The organism is Tsukamurella sp. DT100 (assembly GCF_049844855.1).
Taxonomy (GTDB): Bacteria; Actinomycetota; Actinomycetes; order Mycobacteriales; family Mycobacteriaceae; genus Tsukamurella.
Genome location: NZ_JBNCLV010000010.1, coordinates 80,654 through 100,305 on the forward strand (window position 1 = coordinate 80,654; position 19,652 = coordinate 100,305).

The 19,652-nt window shown below is 71.5% G+C and carries 18 protein-coding genes and 1 riboswitch; of the genes, 8 read left to right on the top strand and 10 right to left on the bottom strand.

Annotated elements, in window-relative coordinates:
• Positions 1-6: 6 nt before the first annotated feature.
• Positions 7-408: a DUF4440 domain-containing protein gene (locus ACLQ3K_RS21585; RefSeq protein WP_426001686.1), complete on the top strand. Its 402-nt coding sequence runs from the start codon at positions 7-9 to the stop codon at positions 406-408.
• On the opposite strand, the gene ACLQ3K_RS21590 is transcribed toward ACLQ3K_RS21585, so the two are convergent.
• Both ACLQ3K_RS21590 and ACLQ3K_RS21595 read right to left on the bottom strand, forming a co-directional pair.
• Positions 338-901: a pyridoxamine 5'-phosphate oxidase family protein gene (locus ACLQ3K_RS21590; RefSeq protein ID WP_426001499.1), complete on the bottom strand. Its 564-nt coding sequence runs from the start codon at positions 899-901 to the stop codon at positions 338-340. The genes ACLQ3K_RS21585 and ACLQ3K_RS21590 overlap by 71 nt on opposite strands.
• A complete protein-coding gene (locus ACLQ3K_RS21595; RefSeq protein ID WP_224651077.1) occupies positions 898-1,335 on the bottom strand; it encodes a PaaI family thioesterase in 438 nt (145 codons plus the stop codon). The genes ACLQ3K_RS21590 and ACLQ3K_RS21595 overlap by 4 nt, the downstream gene beginning before the upstream one ends.
• A 56-nt stretch (positions 1,336-1,391) precedes the next feature.
• Here ACLQ3K_RS21595 and ACLQ3K_RS21600 point away from each other — a divergent pair, with 56 nt between their 5' ends.
• Complete coding sequence (locus tag ACLQ3K_RS21600) at positions 1,392-1,973, top strand: TetR/AcrR family transcriptional regulator (protein WP_224651080.1); 582 nt, start codon at positions 1,392-1,394, stop codon at positions 1,971-1,973.
• A 3-nt stretch (positions 1,974-1,976) separates the two neighbouring features.
• On the opposite strand, the gene ACLQ3K_RS21605 is transcribed toward ACLQ3K_RS21600, so the two are convergent.
• On the bottom strand, positions 1,977-2,852 hold the full coding sequence (locus tag ACLQ3K_RS21605) for a patatin-like phospholipase family protein (protein WP_224651089.1): 876 nt from the start codon (positions 2,850-2,852) through the stop codon (positions 1,977-1,979).
• A complete protein-coding gene (locus tag ACLQ3K_RS21610) occupies positions 2,849-3,451 on the bottom strand; it encodes a CHAP domain-containing protein (RefSeq protein ID WP_224651098.1) in 603 nt (200 codons plus the stop codon). The genes ACLQ3K_RS21605 and ACLQ3K_RS21610 overlap by 4 nt, the downstream gene beginning before the upstream one ends.
• A 41-nt stretch (positions 3,452-3,492) precedes the next feature.
• On the opposite strand from ACLQ3K_RS21610, the gene ACLQ3K_RS21615 reads away from it, so the two are divergent.
• Entirely contained in the window at positions 3,493-3,726 is a 234-nt protein-coding gene (locus ACLQ3K_RS21615; RefSeq protein ID WP_426001500.1) for a DUF167 domain-containing protein, read from the top strand.
• Between the two features lie 85 nt (positions 3,727-3,811).
• Positions 3,812-3,977, top strand: a riboswitch (cobalamin riboswitch).
• Positions 3,978-4,141: 164 nt separating this feature from the next.
• A complete protein-coding gene (gene metE, locus ACLQ3K_RS21620) occupies positions 4,142-6,430 on the top strand; it encodes a 5-methyltetrahydropteroyltriglutamate--homocysteine S-methyltransferase (protein WP_426001502.1) in 2,289 nt (762 codons plus the stop codon).
• Positions 6,431-6,484: 54 nt separating this feature from the next.
• Here the strand turns inward: metE and ACLQ3K_RS21625 are convergent, their stop codons facing one another.
• From ACLQ3K_RS21625 to prpD, 4 genes are all read right to left on the bottom strand, one after another.
• Positions 6,485-9,871 (bottom strand): pyruvate carboxylase, encoded by a 3,387-nt coding sequence (locus ACLQ3K_RS21625; protein WP_426001687.1) that lies wholly within the window; start codon positions 9,869-9,871, stop codon positions 6,485-6,487.
• Between the two features lie 289 nt (positions 9,872-10,160).
• Positions 10,161-11,276 (bottom strand): bifunctional 2-methylcitrate synthase/citrate synthase, encoded by a 1,116-nt coding sequence (locus ACLQ3K_RS21630; protein WP_426001503.1) that lies wholly within the window; start codon positions 11,274-11,276, stop codon positions 10,161-10,163.
• Complete coding sequence (prpB, locus tag ACLQ3K_RS21635) at positions 11,276-12,190, bottom strand: methylisocitrate lyase (protein ID WP_224651170.1); 915 nt, start codon at positions 12,188-12,190, stop codon at positions 11,276-11,278. The genes ACLQ3K_RS21630 and prpB overlap by 1 nt, the downstream gene beginning before the upstream one ends.
• A gap of 17 nt (positions 12,191-12,207) precedes the next feature.
• On the bottom strand, positions 12,208-13,713 hold the full coding sequence (gene prpD, locus ACLQ3K_RS21640) for a 2-methylcitrate dehydratase PrpD (RefSeq protein ID WP_224651110.1): 1,506 nt from the start codon (positions 13,711-13,713) through the stop codon (positions 12,208-12,210).
• A gap of 147 nt (positions 13,714-13,860) precedes the next feature.
• On the opposite strand from prpD, the gene ACLQ3K_RS21645 reads away from it, so the two are divergent.
• On the top strand, positions 13,861-15,300 hold the full coding sequence (locus ACLQ3K_RS21645) for a short-chain fatty acyl-CoA regulator family protein (protein WP_426001504.1): 1,440 nt from the start codon (positions 13,861-13,863) through the stop codon (positions 15,298-15,300).
• Between the two features lie 35 nt (positions 15,301-15,335).
• On the top strand, positions 15,336-17,201 hold the full coding sequence (locus tag ACLQ3K_RS21650) for an alpha/beta hydrolase (RefSeq protein WP_426001506.1): 1,866 nt from the start codon (positions 15,336-15,338) through the stop codon (positions 17,199-17,201).
• A gap of 33 nt (positions 17,202-17,234) precedes the next feature.
• Here the strand turns inward: ACLQ3K_RS21650 and ACLQ3K_RS21655 are convergent, their stop codons facing one another.
• Positions 17,235-17,699, bottom strand: coding sequence for a tRNA (cytidine(34)-2'-O)-methyltransferase (locus ACLQ3K_RS21655; RefSeq protein WP_426001507.1), 465 nt, complete (start codon positions 17,697-17,699; stop codon positions 17,235-17,237).
• A 49-nt stretch (positions 17,700-17,748) separates the two neighbouring features.
• Complete coding sequence (locus tag ACLQ3K_RS21660) at positions 17,749-18,339, bottom strand: HdeD family acid-resistance protein (protein WP_224651131.1); 591 nt, start codon at positions 18,337-18,339, stop codon at positions 17,749-17,751.
• Between the two features lie 87 nt (positions 18,340-18,426).
• Between ACLQ3K_RS21660 and ACLQ3K_RS21665 the strand changes: the two genes are divergently transcribed.
• Together ACLQ3K_RS21665 and ACLQ3K_RS21670 are read left to right on the top strand one after the other, a co-directional pair.
• Positions 18,427-19,293, top strand: a complete 867-nt coding sequence (locus ACLQ3K_RS21665; RefSeq protein ID WP_426001508.1) for a bifunctional methylenetetrahydrofolate dehydrogenase/methenyltetrahydrofolate cyclohydrolase — start codon at positions 18,427-18,429, stop codon at positions 19,291-19,293.
• Positions 19,293-19,604, top strand: a complete 312-nt coding sequence (locus ACLQ3K_RS21670; protein WP_426001509.1) for a DUF3017 domain-containing protein — start codon at positions 19,293-19,295, stop codon at positions 19,602-19,604. Before ACLQ3K_RS21665 ends, ACLQ3K_RS21670 begins: the two co-directional genes overlap by 1 nt.
• The last annotated feature ends 48 nt before the right edge of the window (positions 19,605-19,652 follow it).

A 19,652-nucleotide genomic window follows, 5' to 3' on the forward strand; every position in this document is an offset into this window, starting at 1 on the left:
CAAGTGATGGAGGAGGCGTACGAACCGGACCGCACCACGGCGCCGGAGTTGCGCGAGGTGCTCGCGGACCTCCGTCGCCGCGAACCCGTCTTCCATGGCCCCTGCTGGCGAACACTGCAGGACTTCGACAATGCGGTCGCGCAGGACTTCTGGGAGGTCGGCGCCTCGGGGCGGCGGTACAGCCGCGAGCACGTCCGCGCGGCGCTCGCCGAGCGGATGGCGGCGCCGCAGGACGAATCGGACTGGGAGACAGGCGAGTTCCAGGTGCGCGCGCTGGGTGGCTCCGTCTACCTGCTCACGTACACGCTGGTGCAGGGGGAGTGCAGCACTCGGCGGCTCACCGTGTGGCGGCGCCGCGAGAACCGGTGGACGGTGATGTTCCATCAGGGCACCGTCGTCGCGGACTGACTCGCCGCTCACGCGTCATCGAGCCGAGACGGACCGGCCGGGCGTCGTCGAAGCGGAGGTCGCGCACCCGGGACAGGTCGGCCCAGAAGGCGCGCCCGCCGGGGGTCCTGCCGAGCGGGCCGACGACCCTGCGGAACCGGGCGATCTCCTCGGGGAGCGCGGGCCGCGCCGGGCCGGCCGTACCCACGAGCTGGACCCCGGGGCTCTGCTCGAACCGCCCGCGGAGCAGCGCGCGCAGCCAGCGGAGCGGGCCGCTGTCGACCGCCAGCACCGTCACCCGGGGGTCGAGTGCGAGGTTGCGTGCGAGCAGCGCGTTGAACACGTCGAAGTAGATGCCCGAGCGGGCCTCTCGATCCAGCAGGATCGAGCCGATGGGGGTGACGTGCGGGGAACCGTCGGGATTGCGGGACGCGACCGCGCAGTGCAGCGACGAGCGCACGGCGCGGCGCACGGTGGTGCGCGCGGCCGCCCACGGTACGTCCGGGGCGGTCACCGCGACGTCCCCGGGGCAGTGACGAAGACGGTGCCGCGGGCGATGGCGCACAGGCGCGGCTCGCCGTCGCCGGACTCGTGCCAGATCTCGGCGGTGGCCACGGCGTGCGTTCGGGCCCGGTGTACGACCGTCGCCGCGGTGCGCAGTCGCCCGTCCCGCGCCGCGCGGAGGTAGTTCACGTCCACGCCGCCGGTGAGTACGTCCGTGCCGAGGACCGACCCCGCCGCGAAGGTCAGCGCGTTGTCGGCCAGGTACGCGAGGACGCCACCGTGGGCGACGCCGAACTGCTGTCGGTGCCGGTCCTCGATGTCGAGGACCAGCTCCGCAACGCCCCCGCCGAACGCCGTGATCCGCGCGCCGACCACGGCGTTGAAGGGCTGGGCGTCGAGGATCGCCGAGGCGAGGGCGAGGGACTCCGCGTTGGGTTCGAGCATGACGGCTCCTTTTTGGGGACTTCTCTCTAAAACAGGTCTAACATAGGATCGCGGTCATGGGAAGGCCGAGGCTGCACGATCCGGACGGGCTGCTCGACGCCGCCGTCCGGCTCTTCGCGCGGGACGGGACGCGGGGCCTCACGGTGGCCGCTGTCGTGCGGGAGTCCAAGTCGCCCAGCGGATCCGTGTACCACCTCTTCCCCGACCGTCCCACTCTGCTCGCGGCCGTCTGGCTCCGGACGGTCCGCCGGTTCCACGAGGACTACACCGCGGCCTGGGGAGACCTCGCGGCTAGCTCCGACGCCGCGTCGAGCGCGCGGTGGATCGTGGAGCGCTGCCGCGCCGACCTCGGCGAGGCGCTCGTCCTGCAGGCCGGACCCCAGGCGTTCGCCGTCGACTCCTGGCCGGCCGCCGCGGCCGCCGAGTGGGCGGCGCTCGACACCGAGCGGCAGGACCGGATCGCGGGGATCGTCGGCCGAGTGGCCGCGGATGCGGGATGCTCGCGTGCCGACGTCGCCTTCGCCCTGTACGAGCTGCCCCTCGCGGTCGCGCGCCGGCACCTCGTCGCCGGCGAGCCGCCGCCGCCCGCCGCGGCGGATCAGGCCGAACGCCTCGCCGGACGACTGCTGCGCGACTGAGGGCTATCCGGCGAGGGCGAGGAGCGCGGCGTCCCGGCCGATCTCGACGGCGCGGGAGATCAGCGGACCGTCGCCCGAGAGCCTGCCGACGGCAGGGCTCCCGGATGGGACCCAGACCTGCAGCACCTCGGCGGTGCCGACCGCGGCCGGCTCCGGAGCGGGGGCGGCGCGGCGGGCGGTGAAGTACGCGTCCAGGACCCACTGCTCGGCGCGGGAGGAGCGGGGCGCCGCGTCCTCCGAGGTGGTGCGCAGCACGAGCAGGTGCGTGGCGCCCTGATCGATCGGGGTGGCCAGGGGTACCTTCTCCGCGAGGCCGCCGTCGAGGAACTCCCGCCCGGCGAGCCGCACGGGCCGCCCCGCGAGCAGAGGGAGGGCGGTCGTCGCGCGCAGCGCGGTGCGCAGCGTCGCGGCGTCGGTGACGTAGGGCGCGAGGTCGGCCACCCGGCGGGTGTGCGCGTCGACGGCCAAGGGGTGCAGGGAGATCGGGCTGGCGAGGATGGCGGCGAAGTTCATCGGCGTGACGTCGGAGTAGACCCGGTCCACCAGGTGTTGCGTGTCCACCACGACGCCGCCGCGCAGCGCCCGCCGCGGGTGCACCACGCGCTCGGCCAGCACCTCCTCCCAGCCCCACGAGGGCAGCCACCGTCGGCCCTCGCCGGAGACCAGCCACGCCGCGTTGAGGCCGCCGCCCGAGGTGCCGTAGATCGCGTCGACGGCGGGCAGCAGGCCGAGCTCGTCGACCGCGATCGCCATCCCCGCGGAATACGCGGAGCGCGAGCCGCCGCCCTCGATGCACACGGCGATCCGCAGCCCGTCGGAGCGCTCTCCCGGAAGGCTTCCGGAGGTGAGCCGTGCCCGCAGCGCCTCGAGCACCGTCATCGGGCCGGCACCCCGTACCCGGCGAGGCCGAAGGTGTCGGTCAGCCGGTACGTCCAGGCGCTGATGCCGCCCTCCTGGTTGCCGCCGACGGTGGTGACGCTGTCGCCCGACACCGCGACGACGAAGTTGGTGTGCTGGCGCATCGCCGGGTGCTCCGGGGTGTACAGCACCACGTCGCCCGGCTGCGGCCGGTACGCGGTGGCCGACTCCAGCTTCCCGGCCTTCTGGAAGTACTCGGTGAGCGTGTACACGCCGGGGATGCGCCACGTTCCGGAGTTCGGGTTATGCAGCGGCAGGCCCGAATCGCGGAGCACCGTCGAGACGAAGTCGGCGCACCAGGGCTCGTCGACGCCCTCCGAGAAGTACGTGCCCGGGCGGTTCGCATCGAACTCGCGGCGCACGTTCTCCAGGATCCGGACGCGCGCGGGATCGAGGCCCGCGGTCGAGACCGCGGGGTAGACGCGGGGCTTCAACTCGGCGGGGAGGTGCTTCGTGAGCGGCGTCTGATGCACGCTGGAGAGCCACACGACGCCGCCCGCGAGCACCACCAGCGCGGCGACCACCGCGGCGGCGACGAGCCCGGCCTTCCTCAACCCCATGAATCCACTGTACTCAGTGGTGAACCTGCGATCATGGAGCGATGAGCCCGCGCACCGTGACCTGCACGATCAAACCGGGCAGCCGCAAGGGCCCCGTCGTGGAGGTCGACGATGCTGGCGCGCTCACCCTGTTCGTGCGCGAGCCGGCCACCGAGGGCAAGGCGAACAAGGCCGCCGTCGAGTTGCTCGCCTCCCACCTCGGTGTGCCGAAGTCCCGCGTGCGGCTGATCGCGGGGCAGACCAGCCGGCTCAAGCGGTTCGCCGTCGACGACTGAGGTGACGCCCGCCGTCACGGAGCGGCATGGCATGCTGGACGGTGCAGCTGGTATGTCGCGCCGAAGCCTCGGGCCGCGACAACTCGGTGCCGTGGGGAACCGCGGATCGAGAGGGAACCCGGTGGGAATCCGGGACTGTCCCGCAGCGGTGAGCAGGAACGAAAGTCGCGACGAATGCACTGGGCCGCAGAGCCTGGGAAGCAGCGGCCGGTAGGAGCCCCAGGGCGCGCCTGCGAGTCCGAATACCTGCCCGCTGCACCGGACGCGCCGCGTCCGGTGGTGTGCCGCCTCGCGGACCGGGCGTGCGACCGCACAGGACGAACGGACGTCGCACGTCGACGGTCCGCGAGTCGTGCGTACGTGCGTCCGGACGGGTGGCCCGCCCTGGCTACGCACGAAAGGAACGGTCCTTCACGTGACCGCACCGAATTTCACCCGCACCGTCCTCGGTGTTCCCCGCATCGGCCCCCGGCGCGAGCTCAAGCGCGCGATCGAGGGCTATTGGAAGGGCTCGATCACCCGGGCCGAGCTCGCATCCACCGCCGCCGGCCTCCGGCGCGACGAGTGGGCACGGCTGGTCGCCGCCGGGCTGGATTCTGTCCCCACCAACACGTTCAGCTACTACGACCAGATGCTCGACACCGCGGAACTGCTCGGCGCCCTGCCGCCCCGGGTCGCGGGGATCGAGGATCCGCTCGACCGGTATTTCGCCGCGGCGCGCGGTACCGCCGAGGTCACCCCGCTCGAGATGACCAAGTGGTTCGACACGAACTACCACTACCTCGTTCCCGAGATCGGGCCGGCGACCGCCTTCGCGCTGCACCCCGAGAAGGTGCTCGGCGATCTGGACGAGGCGCTGGCGCAGGGCGTCCCGGCGCGCCCGGTCGTCGTCGGACCGCTCACTTTCCTCGCGCTCGCCAAGCCGGTCGACGGTGCCGGTGAGCCGCGCTCCCGCCTGGACGAGCTCCTGCCGCTCTACCGGGATCTCCTGGCGCGGCTGGCGGCCCGGGGTGCGCAGTGGGTGCAGATCGACGAGCCGGTGCTGGTGACGGAGGCGGGCCTGTCGCTCGCCGGCGAGGCGGCGCGGGTGTACGGCGAGCTCTCCTCGGCCGCCGACCGGCCGTCGATCCTCGTGGCGACGTACTTCGGCTCGCCGGGGCCGTCGCTGGAGGCCCTGGCCGGCACCGCGATCGAGGCGGTCGCCGTCGACCTGGTGACCGATCCCGCCGCCGTCGCGGCGGTCGCCGCCGTGCCGGTGCTGCAGGACAAGCTGCTGCTCGCGGGCGTCGTCGACGGGCGCAACGTCTGGCGCACCGACCTGGCATCGGCGTCGGCGACCCTGGGCATGCTGTCCGGGTCAGCGGGTGCGTTGGCCGTGAGCACGTCCTGCTCGCTGCTGCACGTGCCCTACGCGGTCGCCGCGGAGATGGCGCCCGAACCCGCTGGCGCCGAGGGGGTTCGCGCCTGGCTGGCCTTCGCTCAGGAGAAGATCGACGAGGTCGTCGTCCTCGCCCGCGCCCTTACCGAGGGGCGCCCCGTGGTCGCCGCGGAGTTCGGGCGGAGCGCAGCGGTCCGTGCGGCCCGCAGCGCGGACCCCCGACTGAACGATGCGACGGTGCGCGACCGCCTCACCGCCCTCCGAACCGCCGGCACCGGACGGGCCGCGGCCGCGGATCGCGCCGTGCTGCAGCGGGACCGGCTCGGCCTCCCGCTGTTGCCGACCACGACCATCGGCTCGTACCCGCAGACCGGCGCGATCCGGGTCGCCCGCGCGGACCTGCGCGCGGGGAGGATCGACGAGGCCGAGTACGTGCGGCGCATGCAGTCCGAGATCGCCGATGTGATCGCGCTGCAGGAGGAGCTCGGCATCGACGTCCTCGTCCACGGCGAACCCGAGCGCAACGACATGGTGCAGTACTTCGCGGAGCGCCTCCACGGCTTCCTCGCCACCGAGAACGGGTGGGTGCAGTCCTACGGCACGCGGTGCGTGCGGCCGCCGATCCTGTACGGCGACGTGCACCGCGCCGATCCGATGACCGTCTCGTGGATCACCTACGCGCAGACGCTCACGGAGCGGCCGGTCAAGGGCATGCTCACCGGGCCGGTCACGATCCTCGCCTGGTCGTTCGTCCGCGACGACCAGTCGCTCGCCGAGACGGCCGACCAGGTGGCGCTCGCGATCCGCGACGAGACGGTGGACCTCGAGCGGGCGGGCGCTGCGATCATCCAGGTCGACGAGCCCGCGCTGCGTGAGCTGCTGCCGCTGCGGGCGGCGGACCGCTCGGCCTACCTCGCTTGGGCAACGGGCTCGTTCCGGCTGTCGACCTCGGGCGTCGCCGACGGCACCCAGATCCACACGCACCTCTGCTATTCGGAGTTCGGCGACGTGATCGGCGCGATCGCCGATCTCGACGCGGACGTGACCTCGATCGAGGCCGCGCGGTCGCGGATGGAGATCCTCGCCGACCTCAACGAGGCGGGCTTCGCCAACCAGGTCGGGCCCGGTGTCTACGACATCCACTCGCCCCGGGTCCCGGCGCAGGACGAGATCGAGTCATCGTTGCGTGCGGCCCTGGACGCCGTGCCGGCGCAGCGGCTGTGGGTGAACCCGGACTGCGGCCTGAAGACCCGCGGGCAGCAGGAGACGGTCGCCTCCCTGCGGAACCTGGTCGCAGCGGCGAAGGCGGTCCGCGCCACGCTGTGAGAGAATGACGGGCCCGGCCGCGTTCGCGCGGCCGGGCCCCGTCCGTGGTGCGGGTCAGCCCTCGATGACGGCGACAAGGTCGCCACCGTCGACCTGGGTAGCCCCGGCCAGGGCGACGCGGGTGACGGTGCCGGCGACGGGTGCGGTGATCGCGGCCTCCATCTTCATCGCCTCGATCGTGGCGATCTGATCGCCGACCTCGACCGTGGAACCGGCGTGGACCGTGGGGGTGACCATGCCGGCGAACGGCGCGGCGACGTGGCCCGGGTTCATCTTGTCCGCGCGTTCCGCGGCCGGGATGTCGGCCTTGACCGAGTCGTCGCGAACGGCGACGGTGCGGAGCTGGCCGTTGAGGGTGCACACCAGCGTGCGGTTGCCGTGCTCGTCGGGCTCGCCGACGCCGTCGAGCTTGATGAGCAGCTCGACGCCGGTCGCGAGCTGTACGCGGTGCTCCTCGCCCTGCCGCAGCCCGTAGAGGAACTGGTTGGTCGAGAGCTTCGAGACGTCGCCGAACTCCGCGCGGTGCTCGGTGAACTCGCGCATCGGACCGGGGAACAGCAGGCGGCTCAACGCCGCTCGCCGCTGCTCGCTCGTTCCGGCGAGTTCGGCGGCCTCGTCGGCGGGGACCTCGGTCACGGGCGTCGCGCCCGCGCGGCCCTCGAGGGCGCGGGTGCGCAGCGGTTCCGGCCAGCCCGCGGGCGGGGTGCCGAGCTCGCCGCGGAGGAAGCCGATCACGGAGTCGGGGATGTCGTACTTGCCGGGGTCGGCGGCGAACTCGTCCGGGCTGACGCCCGTGCCGACGAGTGCGAGCGCGAGGTCGCCGACCACCTTCGACGACGGCGTGACCTTGACCAGGCGGCCGAGCATGCGATCGGCCGCGGCGTAGGAGTTCTCGATGTCCTCGAACCGCTCGGCCAGGCCGAGCGCGCCGGCCTGCTGCCGCAGGTTCGACAGCTGGCCGCCGGGGATCTCGTGGTGGTAGACCCGCCCCGTCGGGGCCTTGAGGCCGGACTCGAATGGCGCGTAGGCCCCGCGCACGGCCTCCCAGTAGGGCTCGAGCGCGCAGACCGCGTCGAGGTCGATCCCGGTGTCGCGCTCGGTGTGCGCGGTTGCGGCGACGATCGACGACAGCGAGGGCTGGCTGGTGGTGCCCGACAGCGGCGCCGCGGCGCCGTCGACGGCGTCCGCGCCGGCGGTCCACGCGGCGAGGTAGGTGGCGAGCTGCCCGCCCGGCGTGTCGTGCGTGTGCACGTGCACGGGCAGGTCGAACTCCTTGCGCAGCGCGGTGACCAGCGTCGTGGCCGCGGCGGGCCGGAGCAGCCCGGCCATGTCCTTGATCGCCAGGACGTGGGCGCCGGCCTGCACGATCTTCTCCGCGACGCCGAGGTAGTAGTCCAGGGTGTATAGGTCCTCGGCGGGGTTCGACAGATCGCCGGTGTAGGACAGCGCGCCCTCGGCGACCGCGGTGTTCGTGGCGAGGACGGCCTCGATCGCGGGCCGCATCTGCTCGACGTCGTTGAGCGCGTCGAAGATCCGGAACACGTCCACCCCGGTCGCCGCCGCCTCGGCGACGAACGAGTCGGTCACCTGCTGCGGGTACGGGGTGTAGCCGACGGTATTGCGGCCGCGCAGCAGCATCTGCAGGCAGATGTTCGGCAGCCCCTCGCGGAGGGTGGCGAGGCGCTCCCACGGGTCCTCGTGCAGGAACCGCAGCGCGACGTCGTAGGTGGCGCCGCCCCACGCCTCCACCGAGAGCAGCTGCGGCGTGAGCCGGGCCTCGTACGGCGCGATCGTCGCCAGCGCCGAGGTCCGCACCCGGGTCGCGAGCAGCGACTGGTGTGCATCGCGGAAGGTGGTGTCGGTGACCGCGAGCGCGGTCTGCGCGCGCAGGTCCGCGGCGAAGCCGGCGGGGCCGAGCCGCTCGAGCCGCTGTTTCGATCCCTCCGGCGCGGGCGCCGAAAGGTCCACCGCGGGAAGCTTGTCGACCGCGTAGATCTTGGTCGGGCGCACGCCGTGCGGCTTGTTGACGGTGACGTCCGCCAGGTAGCGCAGGATCTTCGACGCCGTGTCCGAGGAACCGCGCGCGGTGAGCAGCTCCGGGCGCTGCTCGATGAACGAGGTCGTCACCTCGCCGGCGACGAACGCCGGATCGGCCAGGACCGCCTGCAGGTAGGGGATGTTCGTCGCCACGCCGCGGATGCGGAATTCGGCGAGTGCGCGGCGGGCGCGGACGATGGCCGTCGCCCGATCGCGGCCACGAGCGGTCAGCTTGACCAGCATCGAATCGAAATGCGGGCTGATCTCCGCGCCCACCGACGTGCCGCCGTCCAGGCGGATGCCCGCGCCGCCCGGAGACCGGTACGCGGTGATCCGGCCGGTGTCGGGCCGGAAGCCGTCCGTGGGGTCCTCCGTCGTGATGCGGCACTGCAGGGCGGCGCCGTTGAGCCGGATCGCGTCCTGCGTCAGGCCCAGCTCCGGCAGCATGGCGCCCGCGGCGATCTTCAGCTGCGCCGCCACCAGGTCCACGTCGGTGACCTCCTCGGTCACCGTGTGCTCCACCTGGATCCGCGGATTCATCTCGATGAAGACGTGCCGCCCCTCGGGGTTCACCAGGAACTCGACGGTGCCCGCGCAGCTGTAGCCGATCTCCTTGGCGAAGTTCACCGCGTCCGTGCAGAGCCGCTCCCGCAGCTCGTCGGAGATGTTCGGTGCCGGGGCCATCTCGATGACCTTCTGGTGCCGTCGCTGCAGCGAACAGTCGCGCTCGTACAAGTGGATCACGTTGCCCGCGTTGTCCGCCAGGATCTGCACTTCGATGTGCCGCGGGTCGATCACGGCCTCCTCGAGGAACACCGTCGGATCGCCGAACGCCGATTCCGCCTCCCGCGAGGCGATCTCGATCGCGTCCCGCAGGTCCTCGATCGCCGTGACGCGGCGCATGCCGCGCCCGCCGCCGCCGGCGACGGCCTTGACGAAGACGGGGAAGTGCATGTCCTGGGCCGCGGTGAGCAGTTCGTCGATGTCCGACGACGGAGCCGACGAATCGAGCACCGGCAGACCCGCCGCCCGCGCCGCCGCGATCGCCCGCGCCTTGTTGCCCGTCAGCTCCAGCACGTCTGCCGACGGCCCGACGAAGGTGATGCCGTTCGCCGCGCACGCCGCCGCCAGGTCGGGGTTCTCCGACAGGAAGCCGTACCCGGGGTACACCGCGTCCGCCCCGGCCTGGACCGCGATCCGGATGATCTCCCCGACGGTCAGGTACGCGCGGACCGGATGGCCCTCGGCGCCGATCTGGTACGCCTCGTCCGCCTTCTGGCGGTGCGGGGAGTTGCGGTCCTCGTACGGGTAGACGGCCACCGTCTTCGAGCCGCTCTCCACCGCGGCGCGCAGGCCCCGGATCGCGATCTCACCACGGTTGGCCACCAGGACCTTGTCGAACATCTTCACCGGCGGTCGGTCTGCGGCGATGCCTGTCACTGGAGTGCTCCCGTCGTTGCATGTGGTTCGGTCCTATGGGGCGGCGTGCTGGGGGTGTCAGCCCGACGCTGTTCGAGAGAGACCCGATCAATCTTATCCGGAAGTGCGCGAAATGCTGAGTGAATGCTGGAGCCGCTGAGATATTCCGCGTCGGTGAGGCCAAAACATCCGATCTATTGCGTTCGGCAATCGGCTGCGCGCACCGAGTGCGGCGCACGAAACCCTGCTCGACCAGCATCGTATCAAACATATTTTATGTCTCAATGGCCCGTTGGGGAACCCCGACGTACGCGGACAGCGGACGAATCAGCGCGTTCGCCGCCGCCTGCTCGATGATGTGGGCGGTCCACCCCGTGATGCGCGACATCACGAAGATCGGCGTGAACACCTCCGTGTCGAATCCGAGGAGGTGGTACGCGGGCCCCGTCGGGAAGTCCAGATTGGGCTTGATGCCGGTGGCGTCGTGCATCGCCTTCTCAAGGACCTCGTACATCCGTACCCACTTCGTCCCGTCGGTGCGGGCCGCGATGTCGAGGAGTGCCTGCTTCATGGTGGGGACGCGGGAATCCCCGTTCTTGTACACGCGATGCCCGAAGCCCATCACCTTCTCCCGACGGTCGAGCTTGTCCCGCATCCATGCCTCGGCGTTCGCGGGATCACCGATCTCCTCCATGTCGTGCATGACGGCCTCGTTGGCGCCGCCGTGCAGCGGCCCCTTGAGGGCGCCGATGGCGGCGGTGACGGCGCTGTACATGTCCGACAGGGTGGATGCGACGACCCGCGCGGCGAAGGTCGAGGCGTTGAAGCTGTGCTCCGCGTACAGGATCAGCGACACCTCGAAGGCGCGGACGAGTTCCCGCTCGGGGATCGCGCCGAAGCACATGTGCAGGAAATTCTCCGCGTACCCGAGGCGGGGGTCCGGAGGGATCGGGTCGAGACCTCGGCGCCGGCGATGATCCGCCGCGACGATCGTGGGGAGGACGGCCAGTATGCGCAACCCCTTGGCCTGCAGTGCCTCCGGTGAGCAGTCCCACTCGTCCGGGTCGTCCGCGCCGAGGAAGCTGATCGCCGTCCGGACGACGTCCATCGGGTGGCACGCGGCGGGCAGCCGCGCGATGAGCTCCAGCAACGAACGGTCCGCGGCCCGCGCGGCGCGCTCCGAGGCCTCGAAACGGACGCGCTCCTCGGGCGAGGGGAGCTCGCCGTTCCACAGCAGGTACGCGACCTCCTCGAAGCTGCACTGCGCTGCCAGGTCCTGTACCGCGTACCCGCGGTAGGTGAGCGAGTTGGTCTCGGGCACGACCTTGGAGACGGCAGTCGTGTCCACGACGACGCCGGCGAGGCCCTTGTGGATGGTCGGACTGGTCATCATTGGCTCCTGGACAGTGTGAAATCGAATATGCCGGAATCGAAATCGTTGTACCGCTCGTACTGCAGCAACTCGTACAGGCGGCTGCGGGGCTGCATCCGGTGGAGCAACGCCTGCTGAGTGCCTTGCGCGGCGATCTCCCGCAGGCCCTCCTCCGCGGCGAACATCGCGAGGCGCAGCGTGGTGACCGGGTAGATCACCGCGTCGTAGCCGATCGACTCGAGGACGCCGGCATCGATCAGGTCGGACTTGCCGAACTCCGTCATGTTCGCGAGCAGGGGCGTGTCCACCGCCGCTCGGAACCGCTCGAAGTCGGCGGCGGTGTGGAGCGCCTCGGTGAAGATGAGATCCGCTCCGGCGTCCGCGTAGGCCCGCGCGCGAGCGATCGCCGCGTCGATCCCCTCGATCCCCGCCGCGTCCGTCCGAGCGCAGATCACGAAGTCCTGGTCGCGCCGCGCCGCGACCGCGGCGCGCAGGCGACGTACGGCCTCGTCGACGGGGACCACGGCCTTGCCGTCGAGATGACCGCACCGCTTCGGGTTGACCTGGTCCTCCAGGTGCAGGCCCGCGAGGCCCGCGTCCTCGAGAATCGTCACGGTGCGCGCCGCGCTCATCGGCTCGCCGAAACCGGTGTCGGCGTCCACGAGCGTGGGAAGGTCGGTGACCCTGGCGATCTGCTGCGCCCGGGTCGCGACCTCGGTCAGGGTTGTGAGACCGATGTCCGGCAGGGCCAGGTCGGCGGCCACCACGGCGCCCGAGACGTAGACGCCCTCGAAGCCGATCTCTTGGATCAGCTTCGCCGTCAGTGGATTGAAAGCGCCGGGAAGCCGGACGATCCGGTCCGAGGAGAGCGCGGCGCGGAAGGCCTTGCGCTTGTCGCTCGCCGAGGCCCGCGCCGCGATCAGGCCGCTCACGGCGGATTCGTCGCCGCTCATCGGAACAGTCCCGGGTTCAGCTCCGGGGTGCGGGCGAGCGCCTCGTCGGACGCGGTGAAGGTGAGCCGATCGAGCTCGCCGGCCCCGAGCGATCCGGCCCGCTGCGCGGCCTCGAGGAAGCGGTCCTGCTCGGCCTTCTCGACGACGCCGTCGGCGAGGGTCCGGAACTTCTCGATGTACTGCTCGCGCGCGAAGGGCCGGGCGCCGAGCGGGTGCGCGTCGGCCACGGCGAGCTCGTCGACGATCACCTCGCCCGAGGCGAGGGTGATCTCGGCGCGGGCGCCGAAGGCCTTCTCGGACGGGTCCGTCGAGTGGTAGCGGCGCGTCCACTCCGGGTCCTCGGCGGTGGAGATCTTCTTCCACAGCGCGACGGTGTCGGGGCGCTGCGCTCGCTCGGGGGCGTACGACCGCTCGTGATGCCACCCGCCGTCCTGGAGCGCGACGGCGAAGATGTACATCACCGAGTGGTCCAGGGTCTCGCGGGAGGCCCGGGGATCGAACTTCTGCGGGTCGTTCGAGCCGGTGCCGATGACGTAGTGGGTGTGATGGCTGGTGTGCAGGACGATCTTCTCGATCAGCTCGAGATCGCCGACCCGCTCGCGCATCCGGCGCGCGAGGTCGATCGGCGCCTGGCTCTGGTACTCCGCCGAGTGCTCCTTCGTGTAGGAGTCGAGGATCGCGCGCTTGGCCTCGCCGGGGCCGGGGAGCGGCACGGCGTAGCTCGCCTCGGGACCGCCGAGGAGCCGGGCGATCACGCCGTCCTCGCCCTCCCAGATGGGCGACGGTGCGCCCTCGCCGCGCATCGCGCGGTCGACGGCCTCGACCGCCATCTTTCCGGCGAACGCCGGGGCGTACGCCTTCCAGCTGGAGATCTCGCCCTTGCGCGACTGCCGGGTGGCGGTCGTCGTGTGCAGCGCCTGCCCGATCGCCTGGTAGATCGTCTCGGTGGGAAGGCCGAGGAGGGTGCCGATGCCGGCGGCGGCGGAGGGGCCGAGGTGCGCGACGTGGTCGATCTTGTGCTCGTGCAGGCAGATGGCGCGCACCAGGTCGATCTGGATCTCGTAGCCCGTGGCGAGGCCGCGGAGCAGGTCGGCGCCCGTCGCGCCGCGGTGTTGGGCGACGGCGAGGATCGGCGGGATGTTGTCGCCGGGGTGGCTGTACTCGGCCGCGAGGAAGGTGTCGTGGAAGTCCAGCTCGCGCACCGCGGTGGCGTTGGCCCACGCCGCCCACTCGGGCGAGAAGCGGCCGGGAACGCCGAACACGGTCGCGCCGGGGGAGTAGGGGTGCGCGACGGCCTGGGCGCGGGCGTTGGCGACCGGACGGCGCGCGACGGACGCGGCCGCCACCGCGGCGTTGTCGATGATCCGGTTGATCACCATCTCGGCGGTGTCGTCGGGCACGGCGACGGGGTCCGCCGCGACCTGCGCGATCTTCCAGGCGAGGTGCTCCTCGCGCGGGAAGTTCTCAGCTGAGCGGTGGGTGCGCACGGGGTGCGTCTGCACGTCGGGACTCCTTCTTGCCGGGATCGGTGATTCACACGCTATGCACGGCGGACGGTCCGCGAAATGTGTTGCACGTGTGGAATCGTGCAAAGCGCTGCTCGGCCTTTTGCGAAAGTTGTGGAAATCGCGCGGGGTAGCATTCGCGACATGCAGAAGCTGTTCGTGGGTGCGCGCATCAAGCGCCTGCGGGACGACCGCGGCCTCACCCAGACCGCGCTCGCGAAGGCGCTGGAGCTGTCCGTCAGCTACGTCAACCAGCTCGAGAACGACCAGCGGCCGCTCTCCGTGCCGGTGCTGCTCAAACTGAACTCCACCTTCGACCTCGACGTCGGCTTCTTCGCGGCGGAGTCCGACGCCCGCCTCGTCGCGGACCTCCAGGACGCGCTGGCCGAGGGCGGCGACGGGGCCGCGGCGACGGCGGGCGAGGTCGAGGACCTGGTGGCGCGGTCGCCGGCGGTCGCCCGGGCCGTGGTCGCGATGCACCGCCGGCTCCGGGGGGCGACGGAGCAGGTCGAGCGGCTGTCCTCGGGGGTCGCGGCGGGGGCCAGCGGCGCGGTGGCCACGCCGTACGAGGACGTGCGCGACTTCTTCTACGACCGCCGCAATCACATCGCCGACCTCGACGACGCCGCGGAAGGTCTCTTCGAGAGCCGGGGCCTCACCGTCGGCGGGCTCGATCTGCAGCTCGCGCGGATGCTCCGCGACGAGCACGGGGTCACCGTCCGGATCCGGGACGGCGAGCCGGACCGGTCCGGGCCCCGTCGGCACTACGACCCCGAGTCCCGCGTGCTCACGCTCGCGCGGCGGCTGGACCACGGGCAGCGCGCCTTCCAGATCGCCACGCAGATCGCCTTCCTCACCCGGGGCGAGGCGATGGATCGGATCGTCGGGGAGGCCACGACGCTGCCGACCCGGTCACGGGAGTTGGCGCGGGTGGGACTCGCGAACTACTTCGCGGGCGCGCTGGTCCTGCCCTACGAGCGGTTCCTGCGCGCGGCCGAGGAACTGCGGTACGACGTCGACCTCCTCGGGGCGCGGTTCGAGGTGGGCTTCGAGACCGTGTGCCATCGGCTCTCCACGCTGCAGCGGCCGGGCCGTCGCGGCGTCCCCTTCTTCCTCGTGCGCACCGATCGCGCGGGCAACATCTCGAAGCGGCAGTCCGCCACCGCGTTCCACTTCTCCCGCGTCGGCGGGGGCTGTCCGCTGTGGGTGGTCCACGACGCCTTCACGTCCCCCGGCCGGATCCGCACCCAGGTCGCGCAGATGCCGGACGGCCGCGCCTACCTGTGGGTGGCGCGCACGACCTCCGACCGCGGGGCGGCCGGATTCCTCGGGCAGGGGAGGGATTTCGCGGTCGGCCTCGGGTGCGACCTCGCGCACGCCCACAAGCTGGTGTACTCGCGCGGCCTCGCCCTCGACGACCCGGAGTCCTTCGTCCCCATCGGGGCGGGATGCAAGGTGTGCGACCGCCCGCGGTGCGCGCAGCGCGCCTTTCCGCACCTCGGCAGGCCGATCGAGGTGGACGAGAACCGGGCCGAGCCGATTCCGTACACCTTTGCACGCGCATCCGACGCGGAAAGGGCATGATTACGCGCAACACACGCATCCCCAGGGGAGGTCGGATGAACGACGAGGTCGAGCCCGCGGCCGCCGAGGCCGGTACCGAGGCCGAGGCAGACGCCGCGCCCGCTGCCAAGGCTGTCGAGGCCGGTACCGGGACCGCTGATACCGGAGCGGAGGTCGCCGTCGCGAAGAGCGACGCCGAGGTCGCGAAGCCGGACGGGGGCGAGGCCGGCGCGGCCGCATTGCTCGACCGGTTCCGCGCCTGGTGGTCGCACCGCTACACGTTCACAGGCACCGCGGTCGGGCTCGTCTTCCTCTGGCTCTCGCTGACCCCGTCGCTGCTGCCGCGCGGCCCGCTGTTCCAGAGCCTCGTCAGCGGCGGTTCCGGCGCGCTCGGCTACATGTTCGGCGTCTTCGGGGTGTGGCTCGTGCGGTTCATGCGGTCGCAGGACTCCACCCCGCCCGTGCCGCGCAAGGCGTGGTGGTGGTTGCTCGGCATCGGCATCCTCGGGACGACCGGCATGGTCCTGTTCTTCGATTCCTGGCAGACCAGGCTGCGCGACCTGATGGACGTCGAGTACCTGCGTTTCGTCGACTACCTGGAGATCGGCGTGCTGTCGATCGTGCTCCTCTACGTCTTCGTCGAGGTCGGCAAGGGCGTGCGCACGCTGGTGCGCTGGATCGCCGGCAAGCTCGGCACCTACTGCCCGCCCCGCATCGCGGCGGTGGTCGCGGTCGGTCTCGTGCTGCTCCTGTCCGTCGGCGTGATCAACGGCGTCGTCGTGCGCGGCGCCATGGACGCGATGAACAACACCTTCTCGAAGGTCAACCGGGAGGGCGGGACCGACCGGCCCGCGCCCACCAGCGCGTTCCGATCGGGCGGTCCGGGCTCGCTCGTGGAATGGTCCTCGCTGGGCAAGCAGGGGCGCGTGTTCGTCTCCAATGCGCAGACCGTCGAGCACCTCACCGCCTTCAACGGCGCCCCCGCCATGGAGCCGATCCGGACCTATGCCGGCCTCGGCTCCGTGGACTCCGACGACCCCAACCGGTACCAGGCGATCGCGGAGAAGACCGCGCAGGAGCTGGAGCGCACGGGTGGCCTGCAGCGCAAGGTGGTCGCGGTGGCGATGACCACCGGAACCGGTTGGGTCAACGAGGCGGAGGCCGGGGCGCTCGAGTACATGTACAACGGCGACACCGCGATCGTCAGCATGCAGTACTCGTTCCTGCCGAGCTGGCTGTCCTTCCTCGTCGACAAGCAGAACGCACTGGACGCCGGCCAGGCGCTGTTCGAGGCGGTCGACAAGCGGGTCAAGGCCCTGCCCGAGGGGCAGCGGCCCAAGCTCGTGGTCTTCGGCGAGAGCCTCGGCTCCTTCGGCGGGGAGGCCCCGTTCCTCTCGCTCAACAACCTGCTCGCCCGAACCGACGGTGCCCTCTTCTCCGGTCCCACCTTCAACAACGAGATGTGGGTGCGCCTGACCGAGCAGCGCGACGCGGGCTCGCCCGAGTGGCTGCCCGTCTACCAGCAGGGGGCCAACGTCCGGTTCGCCGCCCGCGCCGAGGATCTCGCGAAGCCGACGGGGCCGTGGAACGGGCCGCGCGTGGTCTACCTCCAGCACGCGTCCGATCCGATCGGCCGGTGGACCCCGGACCTCGCCTTCAGCAAGCCGGACTGGCTGCGGGAGGAGCGCGGTGTCGACGTGCTGTCCTCGGTGTCGTGGGTGCCGATCGTGACCTTCCTGCAGGTCTCCGCCGACATGGCCGTCGCCGTCAACGTCCCGGACGGGCACGGGCACAGTTACGTCAAGGCCGCCGCGGACGCCTGGGCCGCGATCCTGGAGCCGCCCGGCTGGACGCCGGAGAAGACGGCGAAACTGCGGCCGATCCTCAACAGCCAGAACGGCTACAACGAGCCGACGGGCTAGCCGCGGCGGGACGGCGCCGGTGTTCCGGCGCCGTCAGAGGGCCCCGTCGAAACCGTTCTGCCGCCACGCCTCGTAGGCGACGATCGCCGCGCTGTTCGCGAGGTTGAGGGAGCGGCGGCCGGCGAGCATCGGGATGCGGAGCGCCTCGGTGATGTGCGGGTCCCCGAGCACCTCCGGCGGGAGCCCCGTGGGCTCGGGGCCGAAGAGGAGGACGTCGCCGGGCGCGTACGCGACCTCGTGATGGTGCCGCGTCGCGTGCGCGGTGTAGGCGTAGACGGTGCGCGGCTCCAGCGCCGCCCAGGCGGCCTCGAGGTCGGCGTGCACGCTCACGTGCGCGAGATCGTGGTAGTCCAGGCCCGCCCGGCGGAGCTTGGGCTCGGACAGGTCGAAGCCCAGCGGCTCGACGAGGTGCAGCTCGCATCCGGTGACGGCGGCGATGCGGATCGCGTTGCCCGTGTTGGGGGCGATCCGGGGCTCGAAGAACAGAATGCGGAACACGGGTGACGATCCTGTCACCCGTGTCCCGCACTCAGGCGAGGTGGGGCCGTCAGCCGACCAGGTCGGAGACGCGCTGCTGGACCTGCTTGGCGGTGCTGCGCAGTTGGAACGCCGAGATGACCTGCACGATGCCGATGGCGACGGCCCAGATGCCGGCGACCAGCACGAGCACCTCGACCGAGAACGGGTAGGCGATGAGCACCGCGCCGCCGGCGAGGCTGATCAGGCCCAGGATCACGACCCACACGCGGTTGGGGAGCTGCTTGTCGGAGATGCCGATCACGATGGACGTGACGCCCGAGAAGATCCAGCTGACGCCGATCCAGATGCCGAGGATCGCGACCGAGTTGACCACGTCGTCCCGGAAGCAGGAGACGCCGAGGACGAGCGCGAGCGCGCCGCTGATCACGGTGAGCACGCGGTGCTGCGTCTCGCCGAGGATGCCGGCGATCACCTGGAACGCGCCGGTCAGGAGCAGGAAGACGCCGAAGAGGATGCCGACGACGAGCGTGGTCGGTCCGGGCCACACCGCGATGATGACGCCGAGCACGATGGAGAGGACGCCGAGGGCGAGGATCGCCTGCCACGTCGACTTGACGCCCTGCTGGATGCCCTGCTGGAGGGGGTTCTGATGAGTCATGGAGTCAGTATCTGTTGGATGGCGAACGAAGGCGACTCGAACCGGCGGAAATCGTCGTGCTGATCCCAGGGCGATAGGATGTGGGCCGTGACGGCGCTTGTACTGGACGGTAAGAAGACCCGCGACGAACTCTTCGAGAGCTTCCGAGAGCGCGTGGCGGCGCTGCGGGCCCGCGGGGTCGTCCCCGGGCTCGGCACCGTGCTCGTCGGGGACGACCCGGGCTCGCGCTCCTACGTCAAGGGCAAGCACGCCGACTGCGCGAAGGTCGGCATCGAGTCGATCCGTCGCGATCTCCCGGAGGAGATCACGCAGGGCGAGCTCGAGGCCGTGATCGACGACCTCAACGCCGATCCCTCGTGCACCGGCTACATCGTGCAGCTCCCGCTCCCGAAGCACATCGACGAGAACGCGATCCTCGAGCGGATCGACCCGGCCAAGGACGCCGATGGCCTGCACCCGACGAACCTGGGCCGGCTCGTGCTCGGCGCCGCGGGGCCGCTGCCCTGCACCCCGCACGGCATCGTGCACCTGCTGCGCCGCTACGACGTCCCGCTCGACGGGGCGCACGTCGTGGTCGTCGGGCGCGGTGTCACCGTGGGGCGGCCCATCGGCCTCCTGCTCACCCGCCGCTCCGAGAACGCCACGGTCACGCTGTGCCACACCGGCACCCGGGACCTGGCCGCTGAGGTGCGCCGGGCCGACATCGTGATCGCCGCCGCCGGCGTGCCCGGACTGATCACCGCCGACATGGTCAAGCCCGGCGCCGCCGTGCTCGACGTCGGCGTCAGCCGCACCGAGGACGGCCTGCGCGGCGACGTCGCCCCCGAGGTCGCCGAGGTCGCCGGTCACCTCTCGCCGAACCCCGGCGGCGTCGGTCCGCTGACCCGGGCCTTCCTGCTGGGGAACGTGATCGACGCCGCGGAGCGCGATCTCGCGCGTTCGGACGAGGCCTAGTGGCCGAACCCGCGGTCGAGCAGTACCGGCGCGCCCGCATGGTGCGCGCCGTGATCGCGAACGCGGGGTACGTGGCCGTCGTGGGGGTACTGACCACGGGGATGGTCCTGGTCGGGCTGGAGTACTGGCGCCGCGGCCTGTACGTCTTCGGCGCGGGGACGGGCCTCGCCGCGGTCCTGCGTGCCACCCTGCCCGAACGGAGGCAGGGGCTGCTCCGGGTGCGGAGCAGGTGGTTCGACGTCACCGTGCTCGCCCTGGCGGCTGCGGCGATCCTCTTCGTCTCGTACGGGATCAAGGCGCTCGGCACCTAGCCAACCCGCATACTCGAAACTTCGAATTTGCATTCTTGTATGTAACGT